Here is a 21,427-nt window from a genome sequence, read left to right as displayed (position 1 = left end):
AGCCGGGTCGCTTGCAATTGTCCGCGTGCGGACCTGGATCAGTACCAGCCGTTCCGCTCCGAATGGCCCCACGCACCGCAGGGAGAACCGTACCGTCCCTTGATGTAGCCCAGCCCCCAGTCGACCTGGGTCCGGTAGTTGGTTCGCCAGTCCGCGCCGGCCGCGGCCATCTTGTCGCCGGGAAGGGACTGCGGAATTCCGTACGCCCCGCTGGAGGAGTTCAGCGCATTGGTACGCCAGTTCGATTCCCGGTTCCACAGGTTGACCAGGCACTGGAACTGGTCCTGACCCCAGCCGAACGACTCCAGCCGACCGGAAGCATACGCCTGCGCCCCGGCCGGATCATTAACGGCCGTCACCTGCGGTTTCGGTTCGGGCGGCTGCGGCCCCGGCGACGGCGAGGGCGGGCCGGAAGGCTGCGCGGACGCGACGGGAGCAGGTTCCGGGTCCGGCGCCGGCGGAGCCGGACGCGGCTGCTCGGCGGGAACCGGTGCATCGTCCCGGCTCCCCGCCCCGGCGCGGGCAACGGCGGGTCCGGCCGTCGGCAGGGGAACAGCAGCAGGAGGAGCCACCGGAACTGCGGCAGGAGGAGCCTGGCTGGCCGCCACCTCGGCGGCTGCTGCCGCGGCCTCCTGCTGCGCCTTGTACGATTCCTCGGCCGCCAGTCCGCGCCGCCGCTCCTCCTCCGCCTGGGCGCTGGTGTCCTTGAGCTCGGCCAACTGCTCCAGGAGCACGGCGCTGCGGGCCTGCTGTTCGGCGACCTTGTCCTGAGCAGCCCGGCTCGTCTGCTCCGCCTCCGCCCAAGAGGTTTGGGCCCGCGCGGCCAGCCGGTCCCGTTCGGCGCGGGCCTCTTCCTCCTGGGCCACGAGCCCGGCGGAAACGCGTTCCGCAGCCCTGGCATCTTCATAGAGCCTGCTGGTCCGCTCCGCCACCATCTGCACCAGGTCCAAACCCTGGAGCGTCTCCTCGGCGGCGCCCGGTTCCAGCAAGACCAGCAGCGTCTGGTTGGTGGCGCCCGTCTTGTAGGTCTGTGCGGCCAATTCTCCAGCCTGCCGCCGGTGCTGCGCCGCCTGCTCCTCGGCCTGCGCCCGATGCGCGGCAAGGATGTCGATTTTGCGGTCGCTGAAAGCCAGTTCCGCCTCCGCCTCGGTATAGCCGGCGGCCGCGGCAACGGCCGCGTTCCCCAGTTCCCCTGCCTGCCGCTGCAGGCCGTCCAGCAGCGCTTCGACTCCCGCGATCTGCGCAGCCTTCGCCTCGACATCGCCCTTGGCCTGGTGAACCTCGTCCCAGGAGGGATAGGCAGCGGCACGGGCGGTAGCCGGTGAATGCAGCCAGGCGGCAGCCAGGGCAACAGTCAGCACGGCCGCAGCCACGCCGTGGAACCTGACCTTCAAGCTGAACCTGAACATAACGGGGTTCAGCATACAGGCCGCCGGAAGGACAGCGTGAACCGCTGCGCGGTCCTGTTTCCCGGTCCTACTCGCCGGTTCTACTCCCCCGGGCCGGGGTCAGCGAAATCGTCGGGATCCCACGAACCATCTGCCAGTTGGCTGTCCAGCACGTCCCGGACAACACCGAAGGCCATACCGGAGGGATAGCCCTTCCTGGCCAACATGCTGACGAGGCGCCTGGTCTGCCTGTCCCGCTCGGCCCGGTCGGACAGATCCGTGCCTTGCCGCAGCTTCCGCTCCACCAGGAAGCGGGCCGCTGCACGCTCATCCTCGTCCGACCGCTCGGCAAGCGCGGCTTCGGCTGTCTCACCGGTGATTCCCTTGTCCGCAAGTTCCCGCTTGAGCGCACTCCGTGCGAGCGACCGCGTCCGGGACCTGCTTCGGACCCACATCCTTGCGAATTCCGCGTCGTCCACCAGGTGGACTTCCTCATAGCGGCCCAGGACCTCCTCGGCCACTTCTGCCGGAACATTTCGTTCCGCCAGTTTCGCGGCCAGCTGGGATCGGCTCTTGGGCGAACTGGTGAGCTGGCGCAGGACGATCGACCGGGCGACCTCGAACGGATCCGCTTCCCGGTCCAGCTCGGGCGGCGGCTCTTTCCGGGTGTTCCTGCGTTTCCGGCCGGCCGGCGACCCGGCAGCCGCCGCATCGCCGCGCGGCGGTGCGTCCGGGCCGGATTCCTCATCCGGCCCGGACGCACCGGCTCCGCGGATTGACTGCGTCACGTGGCCTAGAGCCCGTCGACGGCCTTGAGCTTGGGTTCGCCCTCACCCTCGCCCGGGGCCTGGACACCTACCCCGAGCTTTTCCTTGATCCGGCGTTCCAGTTCGTCGGCCAGGCCGGGATTGTCCTTGAGGAAGTTGCGCGCATTTTCCTTGCCCTGCCCCAGCTGGTCCCCGTCATAGGTGAACCAGGCCCCGGACTTCTTGACCAGTCCGTGCTCGACGCCCATATCGATCAGGCCGCCCTCGCGGGAAATGCCGTGGCCGTAGATGATGTCGAATTCCGCCTGCTTGAAGGGCGGGGCCATCTTGTTCTTGACGATCTTGGCACGGGTCCGGTTGCCCACCGGATTGGCGCCTTCCTTCAGCGTCTCGATCCGGCGCACATCGATGCGGACCGACGCGTAGAACTTCAGGGCCTTGCCGCCGGTGGTGGTTTCGGGACTTCCAAAGAAAACACCGATCTTCTCACGCAGCTGGTTGATGAAGATCGCCGTCGTCTTGGTCTGGCTCAGGCGGCCCGTGATCTTGCGCAGTGCCTGGCTCATGAGGCGCGCCTGGAGGCCAACATGGCTGTCACCCATTTCACCCTCGATTTCGGCCCGCGGCACCAGGGCGGCGACGGAGTCAATGACGATGATATCCAGCGAGCCGGAGCCCACCAGCATGTCCATGATCTCCAGGGCCTGTTCACCGGTGTCCGGCTGGGAAACGAGCAGCGCGTCAGTGTCCACACCAAGCTTTTTGGCATAGTCGGGGTCCAGGGCATGCTCGGCGTCAATGAAGGCGGCGATGCCTCCGTTGCGCTGCGCACTCGCCACGGCGTGGAGTGCGACTGTGGTCTTGCCGGAGGATTCCGGCCCGTAGATTTCCACGACGCGCCCGCGCGGCAGGCCGCCAATGCCCAGCGCAATGTCGAGGGCAATGGAGCCTGTGGGGATGGTTTCGATGGGAGCGCGCGCATTGTCCCCCAGACGCATGACGGAGCCCTTGCCGAATTGCTTGTCGATCTGGGCCAGTGCCGCTTCGAGGGCTTTTTCGCGATCGGCTGGAGCAGCCATTTTTCACCTCAGGTATGTTGTGGATTTGCCGGCCGGAGAGCCGGTTTCTTGCTCACTCTGAACCGTAGCCGGTGCCACCGACAGTATTGCGCCGGCGTCGACAGTTGTGGACAGCGACGGCCGTAAATTTCGTTTTCAGTTGCTGTGTAGGAGCATATCCCCACCCGAACAGATCTTCGAAAACCTTCGGCGGCGTGTCAGCAATGGTACTCCTCCTGCGGAGGCCGTGGGGGGCCCGGGCAACCGGCTATTTCGGTTTAATGTCCCTGCCCCAGCGCCGTTCGGCAGGAATGTCCTGGACCTCGCAAATAGCCAGCCAGACAGCCTTCGGGTCGATGCCCGATTTCAGCGCTTCCACGGCAGTGCGCCCGCCCAGTTGGGCCATCACGAGCCCGCCAGCCAGCACCCGGGAGTAGCCCGAACCGAATTCGTCATCCATTAATCGCCAAAAATCACTCGACCGCACCTGCCGATTTTCGCACGGCCGCCGCGCACAGGGAACCGCTGGACCGTGCAGGGCGTCTGGATCCGCGCCCGGCGGCCGGAGCAGGACTCTAGAATGGAGCCCATGACCCATCAGGCCAATGGCCCCGCCGGAACGTCATCGAACGAACCGGCCGTAGATGCCGCGATCGAAACCGTTGAACAGCAGTTGAGCATGCTGTGGCGGCGTTCAAGATCCGACTCGCACAAAGTTGCGCGCCAGGTCCATCCGGATATGGAACCGGCAGCCTACGGACTGCTGCTCATCCTCCAGCGGGAAGGCTCGATGAGGCTGACGGACCTTGCCGGCGCGATCGGCATCGGCAAACCGTCGGTCAGCAGGCAGGTTGCGCTGCTGGAACAGCTGGGATTGATCCGCAAGGATGCCGATCCACTGGACGGGCGTGCACAGGCCATCAGCCTGACCCCGAACGGCATCAACCAGCTCCGCGCGGCCCAGACCGCGCGCAAGAAGGCCTTCCACGGCGTCATGGCCGACTGGAAACTGGAGGACCTGAAGGACCTGGGCCGGTTGCTTCGGCAACTGAACGACACCTACGCATCCGACCATCAGGAGCAGCGCACGGAACGGGATCCCGGCGCGCCGCCCGCTTCATAGCCGCCCACAGCTTAAAGCAGACCGGCCCGTCAATCCGACGGGCCGGCAGCGGTCCGCGGCATCCCTAGGAGCCGCGGCCACGTCCTAGTAGCGGCTCGAGGCCAGTCCCCTGGTCATTTCCTCGGTCAGTTCGTCAGTGATGTCACCAACGAATTCGCGGGAGAATTCCTGGGGAATAGTGTCCGGGATGGACACGCCCTCAGCAACCGCCAGCCGGTCACTGACCTCGCGAAGCATGTGCGAGAGCGGCACCTCCAGCGCGCTGCAGATCGAGGACAGCAGTTCCGAAGATGCTTCCTTCTGCCCGCGTTCAACTTCGCTGAGATAACCCAGGGAAACCCGGGCGCTGTGGGAAACCTCGCGGAGGGTACGGCCCTGACGCTGGCGTACGTCGCGAAGAACATCTCCGATCTCGTGGCGTAGGACTACCATTTTGCGCTCCTTTGGTTCCCTGTGTGTGTCTTCAGACAAGCCCGTATCACGCCAACGGACAATGCCGTTCACAGCTACGGGCTGCTTAACCATGTGTATCGCCTTGCTCCCTTGGACTTGCAGCTGCTGCCGCACGTTTCCTAAATCCTATGCCGACACGGCCAATTCTGCCGACATGTATGGATAACTATTGCGCCAACTATTTTGTTCCCGGCAGATCCGAGGCTCCCGGGTGGGGCAGGAGAAAGGGAGCCTCAGCGAGACTCTGTGGGTTCCTCCACGGTTTCCTCCACGGCGCGCAGCAGCAGTTCCAGTGCAGTTGTGCAGGCCCGGAGACGAATGCCGGCCCTGCCGCCGTCGAAATGGTATTCCGCCGCCCGGCTGCCGGCGGCGTTCGCGACCCCGATGAAGACTGTGCCGACGTCCTTGCCGTCATGGGCATCCGGTCCCGCGACCCCGGTGGTGGCAATTCCGACGTCGGCCCCCAGCGCCCGGCGCGCGCCCTCGGCCATCTGCCGGGCGACATCCGCATCGACCGAGCCGGCACGCGCAAGCAACTCCGGGTCCACGCCCAGAACCGCTGCCTTGACTTCGTTCTGATAGGCAACGACTCCGCCCTGCAGGGCGGCCGACGCACCGGGAACCGTGGCGAGCATCGAACACACCATGCCCGCAGTCAGCGATTCCGCCGAAGCTACGGTCAGGCCTTTGGCCGTTGCCGCGGCCAAGACTCTCCGCGCCGCCGCTTCAGGATCGGGCACCGTATGGTCCGCAGGCAGGCCGGCAGCATGGCTCATGCGGCGCCGCCTTCGCTCCGCGCCGCCTTGGCCCGGAGCCGGACCGCCTGGAAGACATAGTCGACGCCGGTGACTACCGTGACCACGACGGCCGCCGCCATCACCGCAGCCGCGATCCAGAAGAACCAGGGCCCGAGCATGGCCGGCAGCGGCAGCAGGAACAGGAAGATGGCCAGCGACTGCAGTACGGTCTTGAGCTTTCCGCCGCGGGACGCGGGAATGACGCCGTAGCGGATGACCGCAAAACGCAGCAGCGTGATGCCGATTTCACGCACCAGGATCACGATGGTGACCCACCACCAGAGCTCACCAAGGGCCGACAGCAGGATGAGCGCGGCCCCGATCAGCATCTTGTCGGCGATCGGGTCGGCGATCTTCCCGAAATTGGTGATCAGCCCGCGGCTGCGCGCCAGATCACCGTCGAGCTTGTCCGTGTAGATGGCGACCGCAAACGTCAGGACCGCCAGCCAGCGGAACAGGCCGTACTCCTGGCTGTCCGCGACCATGAACCAGATGAACAGCGGCACCAGCAGGATCCGCACCACCGTCAGTACATTGGCGATGTTGAGTACGGGCACGGGATTGGCCGGGGAATCAGTCACTAGTACAGGGTATCCCTTGGGTTCCGACGCTGCGCACGTCACCGGCCGGTCAGCGACCAGGCGTCCTCGGCGCCTTCCTCCCCGTCGCCGTCGTAGTAGTCCACGGCCTGCGGGCGGGAGTCCAGGTCCTCGCCGACCAGGTCGCGGCCCAGGCCATGATTGGCATTGGCGTTGTCCGCCAGTGCCGCCGTGGCAGGATCCGCGGCGGCAGGTGCCGGCGGCTCGTCGCCCCGGATGGCTGCCAGCGTCGCCGCCAGATCGTCCGGCTTGACCAGCACGTCGCGCGCCTTCGAGCCTTCGGACGGGCCCACCACGCCCCTGGATTCGAGCAGGTCCATGAGCCGGCCGGCCTTGGCGAAGCCAACGCGGAGCTTGCGCTGCAGCATGGAGGTCGAACCGAACTGTGTGGTAACCACCAGCTCGGTGGCCTGCAGCAGCACGTCCAGATCGTCTCCGATGTCCTCGTCAATCTGCTTCTTGGGCGCTTCGACGGTAATGTCTTCGCGGTAGTCGGCCTGCAGCTGCGTTTTGACGTGTTCGACCACCCTGTGGATCTCCGACTCGGTGACCCAGGCACCCTGCACGCGCATCGGCTTGCTGGCACCCATCGGCAGGAACAGCGCATCGCCCTGGCCGATCAGCTTCTCAGCTCCCGGCTGGTCCAGGACGACGCGCGAATCGGTGACGGACGACGTCGCAAACGCCATCCGGGAGGGCACATTGGCCTTGATCAGACCGGTCACGACGTCCACCGACGGCCGCTGGGTGGCCAGCACCAGGTGGATGCCCGCCGCACGTGCCAGCTGGGTGATGCGGACAATGGCATCTTCCACATCGCGGGGGGCGACCATCATCAGGTCGGCCAGCTCGTCGACGATCACCAGCAGGTACGGGTACGGCTTGACGACCCGCTTGGATCCTTCCGGCGGCACGATCTTGCCGTTGCGGACGGCCTTGTTGAAATCGTCGATGTGCTTGTAGCCGAAATTGGCCAGGTCGTCGTAGCGGGTGTCCATCTCGCGGACCACCCACTGCAGGGCCTCCGCTGCCTTCTTCGGATTCGTGATGATCGGGGTGATCAGGTGCGGCACGCCCTCGTAGGCTGTCAGCTCCACGCGCTTGGGGTCCACCATGACCATGCGGACCTCATCCGGGGTGGACCGCATCAGGATCGAGGTGATCATCGAGTTCACGAAGGACGACTTGCCTGCGCCGGTGGCGCCGGCGACCAGCAGGTGGGGCATCTTGGCCAGGTTGGCCACGACGTAGCCGCCCTCGACGTCCTTGCCCACGCCCATGACCATCGGGTGGTCCGTCTTGCGGGCGTTGCCCGAACGCAGGACGTCCCCCAGCGCCACCGTCTCCCGGTCGGTGTTCGGAATCTCGATGCCGATCGCGGACTTGCCGGGGATCGGCGACAGAATGCGCACATCGGAGCTGGCCACGGCGTAGGCGATGTTCTTCGACAGCGCGGTGACCCGCTCCACCTTGGTGCCCAGCCCGAGCTCGATCTCGTACCGGGTGACCGTGGGCCCGCGGGAGAAACCGGTGACCTTGGCGTCCACGCTGAACTGTTCCAGCGTCTGGGTCAGCGCCGCCACGACGGCGTCATTGGCCTCGGAGCGCTCCTTGGACGGCGGGCCCGCAGGCAGGTAGTCCGACGGCGGCAGCGTGTAGGTCACGTCGCCGGCCAACTGCAGCTGTTCGGTCCGCTGCGGGATCGGGGACGACGGCGCCGGGACCTGCACCGGGGCTGCCGGCACCTTGGGTACAGCCTCCGGAGGGACGGCGCCGGCCGGGGCGGCAGCGGCCGCCTGGGCCCGGTGCGCCGCCAGCTGGGCGGCTGCGGCCGGCACGGTGGAAATTGCCTCGGTCGCGGCGCCTTCGCTGCCGGTTTCCAGGCCCTGGTCGCGCTTGATCTTGTCCGCCGCCAGCTGGGCGGCGGTGGGGCGCTTGACGCCCGGCGGAACCTTGGGCGCGGGCGGCGCCTGCTGCTCATCGTCGCGGATAACCGCCGTCGCATAGGCTTCGTCGCCGAAGTAGCCGTCCAGGCCGACGTCGACGGTGCCCTCTTCCTCCTGGCGGCGGCCGAACAGTCCGCGCTTCCTGCCGGACTTTGCGGGCTTGGCCTTCTTCGGCTGCTTGGCCTCACGCTCGTAGAGGTAGCTCTGGTCGTGGACGTCCCGCTGTTCTTCATGATCCCGCGGATCCTGGCCCATGAGGTGCTCATACAGGGCGCGCAGGCGGGAAGGAATGTGGCGGAATGGGGTGGCCGTGACAATGAGGACACTGACGAACAGCAGGAAAATGAGGATGGCCAGCACCGGCCACTTGGTAATTGCCGCGGCCAGCGGGGCGGCCACCAGGAAGCCGACCATGCCGCCGGCCTGCCAGAGGCGGTCGAAGCCGTCCGCCAGGGCCGGTTCACCACCCAGCAGGTGGGCAATGCCGCTGCCGGAGAACAGCATGATGGTCAGACCGATGCCGATCCGGTTGTTGGCGCGCGGGGCGTCCGGGTTCCGGATGAAGCGGACCGAACTGATCAGGAGCATGAACGGCAGCACCAGCGCCATCCAGCCGAAGGTGCCGCCGGCGACGGCGTGGACACCGTCCCAGAACACGCCCCGCAGGGCCCACCACTCCACGGCCGCGACAAGCACGGCGAGGAGCAGGAGGAAGAATCCGGTGCCGTCCCGGCGGAGCTCCCGCTCCGGATGCACGTCGGCGCCGATCTTCCGCACGCCCGCCGCGACCAGCCGCGCCACGCCCATCCAGGCGCCCTGTGCGGCGCGCAGCGGCCAGGCCTGCTGTTCCGCCGGGATTGGCTCCAGCTGCTTTGTGGCGGCGGTGGAACGGGAGGACGAGCGCGCTGACGCCGGGCGCGCAGAAGTACCTGAGTTCTTGCTGCGCGACTGCTGGGTGCCTTTGCGGGCGGGGGAAGTACGGGTCGCCATATCCGCCACGGTACCGGCAAGGGGCCCCCAATCAGCGGATTTGGGGCCCCTTGGGGCACTGTGTCGACCGGGATACGCCGGCCGGATTCCGGGCGCTTAGGCTTCCAGGATCACCGGCACGATCATCGGACGGCGGCGGTGCCGCTTGCTGACCCAGCTGCCGATCACCCGGCGCACCACCTGCTGGAGCTGGTAGGTCGTGTGGTCCTTGTTGCTGGTGACTGCTTCCTCGAGTGCCGCGTTGATCCGGGGGATGATGTCGTCGAAGACCGAATCGTCCTCGGCGAAGCCGCGGGCGTGGATTTCCGGCCCGGACACCACCTTGCCGGTGGTGCGGTTGACCACGGTGATGACCGAGATAAAGCCTTCCTCACCCAGGATGCGCCGGTCCTTCAGGTCGGCATCGGTGATGGCGCCGACGCTGGAGCCGTCCACATAGACGTAGCCGCACTCGATACTGCCGGTAATGCGGGCCTTGCCGCCTTCCAGGTCGACGACGGTTCCGTCGTCCCCGATGAGGACATTCTCTGCGGGGATACCGGTGTCCTGCGCGAGCTTGCCGTTGGCGATCAGGTGGCGGGTCTCGCCGTGGACCGGCAGCACGTTGCGCGGCTGCAGGATGTTGTAGCAGTACAGCAGCTCACCCGCGGCGGCATGGCCGGAAACATGGACCTTCGCGTTGCCCTTGTGGATGACATTGGCGCCCAGCTTCAGCAGCCCGTTGATGACGCGGAAGACGGCGTTCTCGTTGCCCGGAATCAGCGACGACGCCAGGATCACGGTGTCCCCGGCGCCCACCTTCACGCGGTGGTCGCCATTGGCCATGCGGGACAGCGCCGCCATGGGCTCACCCTGGGAACCGGTGGACATGAGCACGATCCGGTCGTCCGGGAAGTCCTCCACGTTCTTGATGTCCACCAGGATCCCGTCCGGAACGGTCAGGTAGCCCAGCTTGGCGGCGATCGCCATGTTGCGCACCATCGACCGCCCCACGAAGGCGACATGCCTGTCGTGGGCCGCGGCGGCGTCGAGCACCTGCTGCACCCGGTGGATGTGCGAGGAGAAGGAAGCCACGATGATGCGCTTCTCCACCTGCCCGAACAAACGCTCCAGGACCGGACCGATCTCCCGTTCGGCGGTGGTGAAGCCGGGAATGTCCGCATTGGTGGAGTCCGGCATGAACAGGTCCACGCCCTCCTCCCCCAGGCGGGCAAAGGCTCGCAGGTCCGTGATTCGCCCGTCCAGCGGCAGCTGGTCCATTTTGAAGTCGCCGGTGTGGAGCACCGTGCCTGCTTCAGTGCGGATGAACACCGCCAGCGCGTCCGGAATGGAGTGGTTCACGGCGATGAATTCGCACTCGAACGGACCGAATTGTTCGATCTGGCCCTCCGACACGGTGAGCGTGTAGGGCTTGATCCGGTGCTCGTACAGCTTCGCCTCGACCAGGGCCAGCGTCAGCTGGGATCCGATCAGCGGAATGTCCTGCCGCAGGCGCAGCAGGTAAGGGACGGCGCCGATGTGGTCTTCGTGGCCGTGGGTCAGCACAACGCCGACCACATCGTCCAGCCGGTCCTCGATATAGGAAAAGTCCGGCAGGATGAGGTCGACGCCGGGCTGGAACTCCTCGGGGAAGAGCACACCACAGTCCACGATGAGCAGCTTGCCGTTGATCTCGAAGACGGCCATGTTCCGGCCGATCTCCCCCAGCCCGCCCAGCGGGACGATCCGCAGGGTCCCGTCCTGCAGCGGCGGCGGTGGCACCAGTCGTGTGTCTGTAGCTGTGCTCATACTGTTTCCTAGACCTCCAGGTTCCAGCCGGCCTCTTCGAGGTCTGCCCGGATCAGTGCGATCTCGGCGTCGGACGGCTCCACCAGAGGCAGCCGGACCACCGAGTTGGGCAGGACTCCCTGCCACTTAAGTACTTGCTTGACCGCCACGGCGCCCTGGATGTGGCTCATGACCGCCCGCTGGACCGGGTCCAGTTCGAAATGCAGCCGGCGTGCGGTGAACAGGTCACCGGCCAGCATGGCATCGACGAGCGCGCGGTACTGGCCCGTCGCCACATGCGCGGTGACGGAAACGACGCCGACGGCACCGGCAGCCATCAGCGGCAGGGTGAGTCCGTCGTCGCCGGAGTAGACATGCAGGTCGGTGTTCGCCAGCACGCGCGTCGTGGCCTGATAGTCGGCCTTGGCGTCCTTGAGGGCGACGATACGCGGATGGTCCGCGAGCCGGATCAGGGTCTCGGTCTCGATCCGGATGCCGGCGCGGCCGGGAATGTCATAAACCATGACCGGCAGGTCGGTGGCGTTGGCAATCGCCTCGACATGTGCCTGCACCCCGGCCTGGCTGGGCTTGTTGTAGTACGGCGCGGTAACCAGCAGGCCGTCCACGCCAAGATCGGCCGCCTGGCGCGAAAGTTCGACGGAATGCCGGGTGTCGTTGGTCGTCGAGCCGGCAATGACCTTCGCACGGCCCCCTACGGCCTCGCGCACGGCCTTGAACATCCCCAGGTTCTCGTCGTCGGTCAGCGTCGAGGTTTCACCCGTCGTCCCTGTCACGACCAGGCCGTCGCAGCCGTCATCGACGAGCTTGTTGGCCAATTCCGCAGTGGCCTTGTAATCTACTTCGCCCTCGTCGGTGAAGGGCGTGACCATTGCCGTCACCAGCGTGCCAAACGGAAGGTTACGAATATCAGAATCAGCCATAAAGAAAACGTTACCCTCTCGCACCCGGTTTAGCCTGCCGGCGGCTCTTAGCCACGCTGCGCGGCGATGAAGGCCCGCAGCCGCCCGGTGACGTCCCGCATCGGCACGAGCGAGGACGAATGGCCGTAGCCGGCCAGTTCATGGAAGACCGCATGCGGCATCAGGCCGGCCGCCGTGCGGGATTCGATGTGGCGCTGCACATCCTCGGTACCGGCCAGCAGCAGCGTCGGCGTCGTGATGGTGCGCAGCGTGTCCTCGGCCAGCCCCGGCTCGGCCTCGCCCTGGCGCAGGTAGGCCAGCAGCGCCCCGGCGTCGTTCGCCATGAACGCATGCCGGGTGACCGGATCCAGCGGGTGCCCCGCGTGCTGCTCCCAGCCCTCGACGAAGGCGGCCATGCCGCCGCTGTGCAGCGCGTGGTCCCAATCCGGGAAAAACAGTTCGCCGATCTGCCCAGCGAGCGAGCGGTACCCGCCCCCGATGGTGGTCAGGCTTAGCAGCCGGCCGGGGTGCCGGGCCGCGAGGGCCAGCCCCACGCGGGCGCCGAAGGAGTAGCCCGCGTAGTGTGCCGAGGCGATTCCGAGGGCATCCAGCACCGCCAGCACATCCTGGCTGAACGCAGCCATGGTGTAGCTGGCGGTGTCGTGCGGTTTCGAGCTCCTGCCGTGCCCGCGCATGTCCATGGTGATGACGGTGAAGTCCCGGGCCAGTTCCCGCTGGTAGCCCAGGCCGCGCCACGTCGCCTTGGACAGTGCCGTCCCGTGGACCAGCAGCAGCGGCTCGCCGCTGCCCGCCGTTTCATAGGCCAGGCGGACGCCATCCTGCGGATTCGCTGCGGAGCCCCTGGTCATTCGGTCCCTCCACCTTTCTCGTCCGTCCTTGACGGGTTCCTCCGTGGCGCGCAATGTTCGGTCATATGCTCAACCTATCGCGCAATGTGCCGTGGGCCGGCGGTCCGGGCGTGAGACGATCGGAACCATGGCGGCGACAGCAGGAGAGCGGATTCCGGAACAGCCTGAGCGGAGCGGACAAGTGAACCAGAAAACCGTACGACGGCGGCTGCTGGGCATTGATGCTGCGCGCGGCATTGCGCTGCTGGGCATGATGGCGGCCCACATCCTGCCGCTCTACGATCCGCAGACCGGGGATCCGACGTGGGTCGGGCTGGCCGTCTCCGGCCGGTCCGCCGCTCTCTTTGCTGTACTGGCCGGCGTCGGGCTGGCGCTGCTGACCGGCGGCGGCAACCCGCACGACCGCTACAGAACCTCCGCCGGCGGAGCCTCGCTGATCAGACGGGACCGGCGCGGAATCGCCGCCCGGGCCGGCGTCATCGCCTTCATTGGCCTGACCCTGGGCACCCTCGACACCAATATCGCCATCATCCTGGTCCATTACGCCTTCCTGTTCCTGCTGGCGCTGCCCTTCGTGGCCCTGCGGCTCCGCTGGCTGGCGGTCTGGGCCGCAGGCTGGATCCTCCTCGCGCCGCTGCTGGCGTACCTGGTGCGCCCGTGGCTGCTGGACAGTCTCAGGCCGTCGCCCAGCCTGCGCCACAACCCGGTCCTGGAGGACCTTTTCACGCCGGGGGTGCTGCTGGCGGACCTCACCGTGACCGGCATCTACCCGGTGCTGCTGTGGCTGGGGTACCTGCTCGTGGGGCTGGTGATCGGCCGGCTGGCCCTGCAGAAACTGCACGTCCAGCTGATGCTGCTGGCGGCCGGTGCTGCCGTGGCTGCCAGCAGCAAGCTGCTCGGCGCCTTCTTCATGGGTCCGCTGGGCGGCGAGGCGGCCCTGCGCCAGACGGAGGAAGGAAGCCGGTGGCCGCTGCATGAGATGCTGCAGGTTAACCTGACCGGCGTCGAACAGACCGGTTCCTTCTGGTGGCTGCTGACGGCGGCGCCCCACTCGGGCACGACCCTTGACCTGCTGCACACCAGCGGTTCCGCGGCTGCGGTGATCGGCCTGTGCCTGCTGGCCGCGCGCCGCCTGGGGGCGTTCCTGCTGCCGCTGTGCGGTGCCGGCGCCATGACGCTGACCCTCTACAGCACGCATGTGTGGGTGATGAGCATCGTCGACGCGCAGCCGGAACTGCTGGACCCGAACGCCGTGTACGTCATCCAGGCCCTCGCGGTGCTGGCGATCGGGTTCCTCTTCGCCGCGCTGCGGTGGCGGGGTCCGCTGGAGTGGGTCGCCTCGAACGTCGCGCAGCTGGCCCGCGGCGAAGAGCCCGCCGGGCAGCGGCCTCCGGGGCGCTGAACCCGGCCACCAACCGGCGCCGGCCCGTCAGGCGCGGAAAAGGCCGATCGCGTCGCGCATCGCCTGGCGGGCGCGCTTGCGGTCCCCGGCGGCATCGTAGGCGCAGGAGAGCCGGAACCAGCTGCGCCAGTCCTCCGGCTCGGCCTCGGCCTCGGCCTTGTACTTGAGGAATTCGGCATCGGCCGCTGCCCGAACGATGCGGCCGCCCGGAGTGCGCGGCAGGTTGTCCTCCGGCAGGCCGCCCTCGGCCTCGAGGATCTTGGCCATCTGCTCCGTCCGGGCACCGAACAGCACCTCGCGGATCAGTACCCAGGCACCGATGAACGGCAGCACGAAGATTCCCGCGCCCAGGATCTTGGCCGGCAGTTCCGGCGCGCTGAGCATGGTCCAGCCGCGCTGGAACGTCAGCGCCAGGTAGAACACAAACAGGACAATGATCAGCCCGACCCAGATTTTGGTCTTCATCCGCCTACGCTTCCAGATCCAGGTAGCCGTCCAGTCCGACCGTCAGCCCGGGACGCTGCCCCACGGTGCGGACGCCCAGCAGCACGCCGGGCATGAAGGAGGCGCGGTCGTAGGAATCGTGGCGGAACGTCAGCTGCTCGCCCGGGCCGCCCAGGAGGACCTCCTGGTGCGCCACCAGCCCGCGCAGCCGCACGCTGTGCACGCGCACGCCGTCCACATTCGCGCCGCGGGCACCGTCCAGCTCGCTGGTGGTGGCGTCCGGGCTGGCCGGCACGCCGGCTTCGGCGCGGGAAGCGGCGATCAGCTGGGCGGTACGCACCGCGGTCCCGGAGGGGGCGTCCACCTTGTTGGGATGGTGCAGTTCCACGATTTCCACGGATTCGAAGTACTTGGCGGCCTTGGCGGCGAAGGCGGACGCCAGGACGGATCCCACCGCGAAATTCGGTGCAATCAACACCCCCACTTCAGGGTGGCCGGCGAGCAGTGCGCGCAGGCTCTCCAGCCGGTCCGCATCCCAGCCGGTGGTGCCCACCACGGCGTGCATCCCGTGTTCGACGGCGAAGCGAACGTTGGTTTCGGTGCTGTCCGGCACGGTCAGATCCACAACAACCTCGGCCCCGGCGTCGACCAGCGTCTGAAGGGAATCCTGCCGGCCCAGCGCCGCCACGAGCTTCAGATCCCCGGCGGCTTCGATGGCCTTGACGGCCTCGGCCCCCATCCGTCCGCCGGCACCCAGTACCGCTACCGCAAGTTGTTGTTCAGTCATGGATTCAAGCCTACCGGCGAACGGACTACTCCCCCGCCCCGACCCACTCCACGCGGCCGTCCGCGAAGAACTGCTCCTTCCAGATCGGCACGCGCGCCTTGACCTCGTCGACCAGCTCCGCGCAGGCCGCGAACGCCTCGCCGCGGTGCGCCGCGGCCGCGGCGGCAACGAGGGCCGCATCACCGATGGCCAGCGGGCCGACGCGGTGGGCCGCCCACAGCCGCACGCCGTCGTGCCTGGCGGCGACCTCCGCTGCCACTTCCTCGATCACCCGCTGCGCGCTCGGATGCGCGCTGTAGGTGAGCGCGTCAACGTCCTTGCCGGCGTCGTGGTTGCGCACGACGCCGCTGAACGTCACCACGGCACCGCAGTCGGCGGATTCGACGGCGGCCATCGCCGCCTTCACGCTCAGCGGTGCCTCGGCGACGGTGGCGTTCAGTACGACGCTAGTGTTCATTGCGTCCCTCCAGTTGTCCGCAGATATGGTCGATGATCGGTTCCAGCACGGCCAGGCCGTCCCGGACTCCGCCGGGCGACCCGGGCAGGTTGACCACGAAGGTGGTGCCGACTGTCCCCGCGACGCCGCGGCTCAGCGCAGCCGCCGGGGTCTTGTCCGCGCCGGCCCGGCGGATGGCTTCCATGATCCCCGGCAGCTGGCGTTCCAGGTACGGTTCGGTCATCTCCGGGGTCCGGTCGTCCTCGCTCAGTCCGGTCCCGCCGCTGGTGATAATGACGCCGGCCCGGGCCGCGATCAGCTCCTTCAGCGCGCGCCGCACGGGTTCCCCGTCCTTGACCACGCGCACCGCCGCGACGTCGAAGCCGCGGCCGCGCAGCCACTGCTCGATCAGCGGTGCGCATTCGTCCAGGTACAGGCCTGCCGCGGCGCGGGTGGAGGCGATAATGATGCCCGCGGTCCTCACTGCGGTTCCTCCGGCAGGCGCCACGCGCCGCTCTTGCCGCCGCTCTTGGCCAGCACCTTGATATCCGTGACCACCGCATGCTTGTCCACGGCCTTGATCATGTCGTACAGGGTCAGTGCGGCCACGGAGGCTGCCGTCAGGGCTTCCATTTCGACGCCGGTGACGGACTTGGTCTTCACGGTGGCGGTGATTGTCACAGACGTTTCGGCCGGTGCAAAGTCCACCGTGATCTTGGTCAGCGGCAGTGGGTGGCACAGCGGAATCAGGGTCGAGGTCTGCTTGGCCGCCATGATGCCTGCCACCCGGGACACTGCGAGCGCGTCGCCCTTGGGCAGGTCCCCGGCCGAGATCAGTCCAATGACTTCCGCGGTGGTGTGGAGCACCGCCTGGGCCGTGGCTTCGCGGGAGGTTTCCGCCTTGGCGGACACATCGACCATGTGGGCGCTGCCGTCCTCGCGCACATGGGTGAGCCGCGGTTCCGGAAGCTGGCCTGGCGGTGGTACGGGATTCGTCATAGCAGCCATATTCTCACCTCGTCGCCCGCACGCAGTTCCGTAACGCCGGCCGGGATGTGGACCAGGGCATTGGATTCGGCGAGCGCGTGGACCAGGTGGGAGCCGGGGCCCCCGACCAAGGCGACAGTGCCGCGGTCGCCCGTGCCGCCGTCGCCAGTGCCGCCGTCGTACGTGCCGCTGCGCTCCGCCGGGTACCGGCCGCGCCGCACCTGGTGCTTGCCCGCCGGGCTGGACATATCCTCCCCAAGCCTGGCTACCACCTCGCAGCGCGGCGCCGGCGTGCCCAGGATCCGGCTCAGGGCCGGCCGCAGGAACATCTCGAAGGACACCAGCGTGCTGACCGGATTGCCCGGGAACCCCAGGAACGGCACGCGCTTCCCGGCGGCACCGATGGTGCCGATCCCCTGCGGTCCGCCCGGCTGCATGGCCACGGAGAGGAACTCGACGTCATGTTCAGCAAGCGCCTGGCGCACGACCTCATACGCGCCCTTGCTGATGCCGCCGGTGCTCAGGACCAGGTCGGGAACCGTCCTCAGTTCGTCGGCCAGGCTAGTGCGGAACCCGTCCACCGAGTCCGCCAGCAGCCGCATCCGCCGCACGTCGACGCCGGCCTCCAGCAGCGCGGCGTGCAGCATAGTGCTGTTCGCGTCGTAGATCTGGCCCGGTGCCAGCGGCGTCCCAGGTTCGGCGACTTCGTCGCCGGTGGTCAGCAGCAGCACCTCGGGCCGGCGCCGCACGGTGACCTCAGTGACGCCGAGGGCGGCCAGCAACCCCAGCTGGGCGGGTCCGAGGACGGTTCCGGCGCGCAAGGCCATGGATCCGGCGGCGATGTCGCTGCCTGCGGTGCGCACGAACTGACCTGCGGGTACGCCCGCGGGCAGGCCCACGGTTGCGTCCGGGGTGCCGGGCGGAAAGAACGACGGCGGTTCGGCCGCCTCGATCGGCACGACCGCATCCGCTCCGGCCGGCATCATCGCCCCGGTCATGATCGGCGCGGCGGTGCCCGGCTTCAGCGGGGGCGGTTCGATACCGGCCGGGATCGGTGCGGCGACTTCGAGGCGGATGTGCCCGCCGGGCGCCCCGGCTGCCGGCGCCGCCGAATCCGTAGCAGCCGGGTCCGGCGCGGCAGGCTTCAGCGCAGCCGAGTGCACTGCGTAACCGTCCATCTGTGAGTTGTCGAAACCGGGCAGGCTGCGCGGCGCGGCGACATCCCGGGCCAGGATCCGCCCGCGTGCCTGCAGCAGCGGAACGGTCCCGGTCCGGGCCGGCGCGGTGCCGTCGCCGGTATCGTCCCGGCCATCGTCGCCGGAGCCGGCCCAGTGGCCGATCAGGTCAATGACCGCCTGCTGGTGCTCCGCCACTGATCTGGACGCTCTTGGCCTGGCCGCTCTTGATTGGGGCGCTCTTGTTTGGGGCACACTCATCCTCACGGTCGGTTCGCTGCCGGGCTGCTGTGTCGGGTAGCTCCCGCTCAGGCAGCCCTCACAGTGATTGTATGCAGCCCGGTGGCGCCGTCGGGTGCCGGCGGCCGGCGTTCCTCCACCTGGGTGCGCCCGGCGGTGTCGATGGCGCGGACGGCTATGGTGTGCGTGCCGGCGGCAAGCTCGATCGGCAGCGACCACTGGCACCAGGTGTCGGCGGAAATCGCGTTGGCCAGCCGCGCATCCTGCCAGCGGCCGTCGTCGAGCCGGACCTGGACGCCACTGATCCCGGTGTGCTGCGCCCAGGCCATCCCGGCGACCGTCAGCGGTCCGGCGGACACGCTGCGTCCCGGACGCGGAACATCGATCCGCGACGACAGCTTGATGGGCCCCCGCTCGGACCAGCCGCGGGTGCTCCAGTAGGCGAGGTCGTCTTCGAACCGGGTGAGCTTGAGCTCGGTGACCCATTTGGTGGCGGACACGTACCCGTACAGTCCCGGCACCACCAGGCGCACCGGGAAGCCGTGTTCCAGCGGGAGCGGTTCGCCGTTCATGCCCACGGCCAGCAGCGCGTCGCGGCCATCGGTGAGCACTTCCAGCGGCGTGCCGGCGGTCCAGCCGTCGGTGCTGGTGGACAGCACCATGTCCGCCTCCGGCCGGACCCCGGCCTCCGCCAGCAGTTCGCGCACCGGCCAGCCCAGCCAGAGGGCATTGTCGATCAGGTCCCCGCCCACCTGGTTGGACACACAGGCCAGGGTCACGTAGGACTCCTGCAGCGACTTGGCCAGCAACTGGTCGAAGGTCAGGGTGACGTCGCGGTCCACCAGGCCGGTCACACGCAGCCGCCAGTCGGCCGGATCGAGCACGGGGACGGCGAGCGCGGTGTCGATCCGGTAGAAGTCGTCATTGGCGGTGACGACCGGCGGCAGTCCGGGGATCCGCAGGTCCGCGCCGGCCGGGAGGGGCGGGGCCGGGCGCGCCGCGGCGGGAAGCCGCACCTGTCCGCGCGCGTCGGTGATGCCGGCCTGGCCCAACCGGGTGGTGGCGGCCAGGCCCCCGCCCACGGCGGCGACGGCCGCCCCGCCGCCGAGCGCCCGCAGGAAATTGCGGCGCTGCAGCGCGGCCGGCGGCTCGCCGGCTGTGCTGCGGGGATCGCCGGTCCCGGTGACCGTCCCGGGGCCGGTGCCCAGCCAGCGCCGCAGCTTTGAAATCAGCGCGCGGAGGATCACCACGGTCAGCAGCGCGGCCAGCACCGGCGCCGCGAAGGCCCGCAGCCCGGAGGACGTTCCGGCGACCGCCGCCAGGCCGACCACCCCGAACAGGATGACGACGGCGGTCCCTGCGTGCCGCTTCCGGCTCTCCAGCACGCCGGCTGCGGCAGCCAGCGCAGCGATGACCAGGCAAATGCCGATGACGAGGACCAGTTTGTCCGCGGTGCCGAAGACGGAAATGACCCATTCGGCCACTGCGGGCGGAACGAGGTCGATCACTGCCGACCCCACGGCGGAAACAGGCGAAACCGAGGGGCTGAGCAGTGCGGCAGTCAGCTCCCCTGCGGCCGTTCCCAGCACGGCGGCGGTGACCCCCGAGGCGGCCGCCCAGCCGGTTCCCTGCTTCATGGCTCCTCCAGCGTCAGGCCCTACTGGTCTAACGCGCGGCCGGTGCACGGGGTTCATCCCGCATCGTCACCTCGGCAGCAGCCGCCCTACCCCGAATCTCGCCATCAGGAGGATGACCAGGTACAGCGCAATAAGGATCAGGCAGATGCCCAGGGCTGCCTCCGGCTGGTTGGAGTTCAGGCTCAGTTCGATCTGCAGCGGCAGGGTACGGGTGCGGCCGGCGACGCTGCCGGCGAAGGTGATCGTTGCGCCGTACTCCCCCAGCGACCGGGCAAAGGCCAGCAGGACACCGACGACGATGCCGGGCATGGCCAGAGGCAGCGTGATGTAGCGCAGGATGGCCGTGGGGCCGGCACCTGAGGTTGCTGCGGCCATTTCCAGTTCCGGCTCCACGGCCTGCAGGCTGCTCAGCGCCGCCACGACGAAGAACGGCAGAGACACGAACACCTGCACCAGGACCACGGCCACCGGCGAGAAGCCGACGCCGAATCCCAGCTGGTCCAGCAGTCCGCCGACCGCGCCTTGCCGGCCCCAGAAATAGAGCAGCGCGATGCCGGAGACCACGGGCGACAGCACCAGCGGAATCAGCAGCACGCCGCGGAGGAACTGCATCCACGGGCCGGTCAGCTTGCTGAACAGCACGGCCAGCGGCAGTCCCAGCAGCACGCAGATGGCGGTGGAAACGAGTGCCGTGGCCAGGGACAGTCCAAGGGAAGTGAGAGCCGCCGGGGTGGTCAGCAGCGAACCGAGGCTGGCATACGGGACATTGGCCAGCAGCGCGGCCACCGGCCCCGCGCACAGCAGCAGCGCCATCGTCGCCGGGATCCACAGCCAGCCGGCAGTGGTGGCATGCACCCATCTGCGCTGGCTCACGGGGTTCCTGTTCCATCGCCGCCGGCACCGCCGAATCCGGCGCCGCGCAGGATCTCGGCCGCCTCCGCTCCTTCCAGCCAGGCGGCAAAACCGCGGGCCGGCGCGCCGGCGTCGCGCGCGGTCAGCAGCGGATAGCGGTTCGGGGCCGTCCCGGGCAGCTCGAGTGCGGTGACCCCCTGGCCGGCAGCCGCCAGCGCGTCCGTGCGGTAGACGAATCCGGCGTCGACCTGGCCGGCGGACACTTTGGTCAGCACCGCACGGACATTGTCCTCTTCGGTGACGGCCGCCAATTCGATACCGGCGCTCGCCAGCACCGCCCGTGCCGAGCGGCCGCACGGCACGCCGGCGGCGCACAGCGCTACCGCCGTGCCGGCCTCCAGATCCTGCAGCGCGGCAATGCCCGCCGGGTTGCCCGGCGCCAGCGCCAGGACCAGGGCGTTGGTGGCCAGGATCCGCGTTTCCGGTTCGAAGAGTTCCCGATCCGCCAAAGAGCCGACCGCCTGTTCATCCGCGGTGATCAGGATGTCGGCCGGCTCCCCTGAATTGATCTGCTGCACCAGCTGGGCGCTGGAGCCGGAATTGAGGGTGAAGCGGGTTCCGGGCCGCTGCGCCGAATAGGCCGCGGTCAGCTCACCCATCACGTCCGTCAGCGAGGACGCGGCAAAAACAACGACGTCGTCCTCCGATCGCAGGGGGGAACAGCCCGTGGTCGCCAGGCCCACGGCAGCCAACGTTGCAATCAGGATCCGGAATCGCCGCATGAATAGAG

Annotated in this window: 22 protein-coding genes; 2 read left to right on the top strand and 20 right to left on the bottom strand. The window is 68.3% G+C overall.

Features of this window, described 5'->3' with window-relative positions:
* Window positions 1–38: 38 nt before the first annotated feature.
* From AC5RWU_RS07140 to AC5RWU_RS07125, 4 genes are all read right to left on the bottom strand, one after another.
* Complete coding sequence (locus tag AC5RWU_RS07140) at window positions 39–1,394, bottom strand: coiled-coil domain-containing protein (RefSeq protein ID WP_494036944.1); 1,356 nt, start codon at window positions 1,392–1,394, stop codon at window positions 39–41.
* 95 nt (window positions 1,395–1,489) lie between these two features.
* Entirely contained in the window at window positions 1,490–2,032 is a 543-nt protein-coding gene (locus tag AC5RWU_RS07135; protein ID WP_494028897.1) for a regulatory protein RecX, read from the bottom strand.
* 149 nt (window positions 2,033–2,181) lie between these two features.
* Window positions 2,182–3,234, bottom strand: coding sequence for a recombinase RecA (gene recA / locus AC5RWU_RS07130; protein WP_494028743.1), 1,053 nt, complete (start codon window positions 3,232–3,234; stop codon window positions 2,182–2,184).
* 247 nt (window positions 3,235–3,481) lie between these two features.
* The gene (locus AC5RWU_RS07125) at window positions 3,482–3,700 is read right to left on the bottom strand and encodes a DUF3046 domain-containing protein (protein ID WP_494028744.1); all 219 of its coding nucleotides are present in this window, start codon (window positions 3,698–3,700) and stop codon (window positions 3,482–3,484) included.
* Between the two features lie 102 nt (window positions 3,701–3,802).
* Between AC5RWU_RS07125 and AC5RWU_RS07120 the strand changes: the two genes are divergently transcribed.
* On the top strand, window positions 3,803–4,336 hold the full coding sequence (locus AC5RWU_RS07120; protein ID WP_494028745.1) for a MarR family winged helix-turn-helix transcriptional regulator: 534 nt from the start codon (window positions 3,803–3,805) through the stop codon (window positions 4,334–4,336).
* A gap of 84 nt (window positions 4,337–4,420) precedes the next feature.
* On the opposite strand, the gene AC5RWU_RS07115 is transcribed toward AC5RWU_RS07120, so the two are convergent.
* The 7 genes from AC5RWU_RS07115 to AC5RWU_RS07085 all read right to left on the bottom strand — a co-directional run bounded on the left by AC5RWU_RS07115 (window position 4,421) and on the right by AC5RWU_RS07085 (window position 12,677).
* A complete protein-coding gene (locus AC5RWU_RS07115) occupies window positions 4,421–4,861 on the bottom strand; it encodes a helix-turn-helix domain-containing protein (RefSeq protein ID WP_494028746.1) in 441 nt (146 codons plus the stop codon).
* A gap of 161 nt (window positions 4,862–5,022) precedes the next feature.
* On the bottom strand, window positions 5,023–5,565 hold the full coding sequence (locus AC5RWU_RS07110; RefSeq protein ID WP_494028747.1) for a CinA family protein: 543 nt from the start codon (window positions 5,563–5,565) through the stop codon (window positions 5,023–5,025).
* On the bottom strand, window positions 5,562–6,167 hold the full coding sequence (gene pgsA / locus AC5RWU_RS07105) for a CDP-diacylglycerol--glycerol-3-phosphate 3-phosphatidyltransferase (protein ID WP_494028748.1): 606 nt from the start codon (window positions 6,165–6,167) through the stop codon (window positions 5,562–5,564). The genes AC5RWU_RS07110 and pgsA overlap by 4 nt, the downstream gene beginning before the upstream one ends.
* A gap of 38 nt (window positions 6,168–6,205) precedes the next feature.
* Entirely contained in the window at window positions 6,206–9,121 is a 2,916-nt protein-coding gene (locus AC5RWU_RS07100) for an FtsK/SpoIIIE family DNA translocase (protein WP_494028749.1), read from the bottom strand.
* A gap of 96 nt (window positions 9,122–9,217) precedes the next feature.
* Window positions 9,218–10,909 carry a ribonuclease J gene (locus tag AC5RWU_RS07095; protein WP_494028750.1) on the bottom strand — a complete coding sequence of 564 codons (1,692 nt, stop codon included), beginning with the start codon at window positions 10,907–10,909 and terminating at the stop codon, window positions 9,218–9,220.
* 8 nt (window positions 10,910–10,917) lie between these two features.
* Window positions 10,918–11,829, bottom strand: a complete 912-nt coding sequence (gene dapA, locus AC5RWU_RS07090) for a 4-hydroxy-tetrahydrodipicolinate synthase (protein ID WP_494028751.1) — start codon at window positions 11,827–11,829, stop codon at window positions 10,918–10,920.
* Window positions 11,830–11,876: 47 nt separating this feature from the next.
* Window positions 11,877–12,677, bottom strand: a complete 801-nt coding sequence (locus tag AC5RWU_RS07085) for an alpha/beta fold hydrolase (protein ID WP_494028752.1) — start codon at window positions 12,675–12,677, stop codon at window positions 11,877–11,879.
* A 181-nt stretch (window positions 12,678–12,858) separates the two neighbouring features.
* Here AC5RWU_RS07085 and AC5RWU_RS07080 point away from each other — a divergent pair, with 181 nt between their 5' ends.
* A complete protein-coding gene (locus tag AC5RWU_RS07080; RefSeq protein WP_494028753.1) occupies window positions 12,859–14,079 on the top strand; it encodes a heparan-alpha-glucosaminide N-acetyltransferase domain-containing protein in 1,221 nt (406 codons plus the stop codon).
* A 27-nt stretch (window positions 14,080–14,106) separates the two neighbouring features.
* Here the strand turns inward: AC5RWU_RS07080 and AC5RWU_RS07075 are convergent, their stop codons facing one another.
* From AC5RWU_RS07075 to modA, 9 genes are all read right to left on the bottom strand, one after another.
* Window positions 14,107–14,544 carry a hypothetical protein gene (locus AC5RWU_RS07075; RefSeq protein WP_494028754.1) on the bottom strand — a complete coding sequence of 146 codons (438 nt, stop codon included), beginning with the start codon at window positions 14,542–14,544 and terminating at the stop codon, window positions 14,107–14,109.
* Between the two features lie 4 nt (window positions 14,545–14,548).
* The gene (dapB, locus tag AC5RWU_RS07070; protein WP_494028755.1) at window positions 14,549–15,310 is read right to left on the bottom strand and encodes a 4-hydroxy-tetrahydrodipicolinate reductase; all 762 of its coding nucleotides are present in this window, start codon (window positions 15,308–15,310) and stop codon (window positions 14,549–14,551) included.
* Window positions 15,311–15,335: 25 nt separating this feature from the next.
* Entirely contained in the window at window positions 15,336–15,767 is a 432-nt protein-coding gene (locus AC5RWU_RS07065; protein WP_494028756.1) for a molybdenum cofactor biosynthesis protein MoaE, read from the bottom strand.
* The gene (locus AC5RWU_RS07060) at window positions 15,757–16,230 is read right to left on the bottom strand and encodes a MogA/MoaB family molybdenum cofactor biosynthesis protein (protein WP_494028757.1); all 474 of its coding nucleotides are present in this window, start codon (window positions 16,228–16,230) and stop codon (window positions 15,757–15,759) included. The genes AC5RWU_RS07065 and AC5RWU_RS07060 overlap by 11 nt, the downstream gene beginning before the upstream one ends.
* Entirely contained in the window at window positions 16,227–16,745 is a 519-nt protein-coding gene (gene moaC / locus AC5RWU_RS07055) for a cyclic pyranopterin monophosphate synthase MoaC (RefSeq protein ID WP_494028758.1), read from the bottom strand. The genes AC5RWU_RS07060 and moaC overlap by 4 nt, the downstream gene beginning before the upstream one ends.
* Window positions 16,742–18,169: a molybdopterin molybdotransferase MoeA gene (locus AC5RWU_RS07050; RefSeq protein ID WP_494028759.1), complete on the bottom strand. Its 1,428-nt coding sequence runs from the start codon at window positions 18,167–18,169 to the stop codon at window positions 16,742–16,744. The genes moaC and AC5RWU_RS07050 overlap by 4 nt, the downstream gene beginning before the upstream one ends.
* A gap of 47 nt (window positions 18,170–18,216) precedes the next feature.
* Window positions 18,217–19,785 carry a molybdopterin-dependent oxidoreductase gene (locus AC5RWU_RS07045; RefSeq protein ID WP_494028760.1) on the bottom strand — a complete coding sequence of 523 codons (1,569 nt, stop codon included), beginning with the start codon at window positions 19,783–19,785 and terminating at the stop codon, window positions 18,217–18,219.
* Between the two features lie 66 nt (window positions 19,786–19,851).
* A complete protein-coding gene (locus tag AC5RWU_RS07040) occupies window positions 19,852–20,658 on the bottom strand; it encodes a molybdate ABC transporter permease subunit (protein WP_494028761.1) in 807 nt (268 codons plus the stop codon).
* Window positions 20,655–21,419, bottom strand: a complete 765-nt coding sequence (gene modA / locus AC5RWU_RS07035; protein WP_494028762.1) for a molybdate ABC transporter substrate-binding protein — start codon at window positions 21,417–21,419, stop codon at window positions 20,655–20,657. Before modA ends, AC5RWU_RS07040 begins: the two co-directional genes overlap by 4 nt.
* Between the last annotated feature and the right edge of the window lie 8 nt (window positions 21,420–21,427).

Source organism: Arthrobacter sp. B0427-1-12 (genome assembly GCF_059092905.1).
Note: the sequence above shows the minus strand (reverse complement) of the source record. Positions and strands in the feature narration are given on the sequence as shown.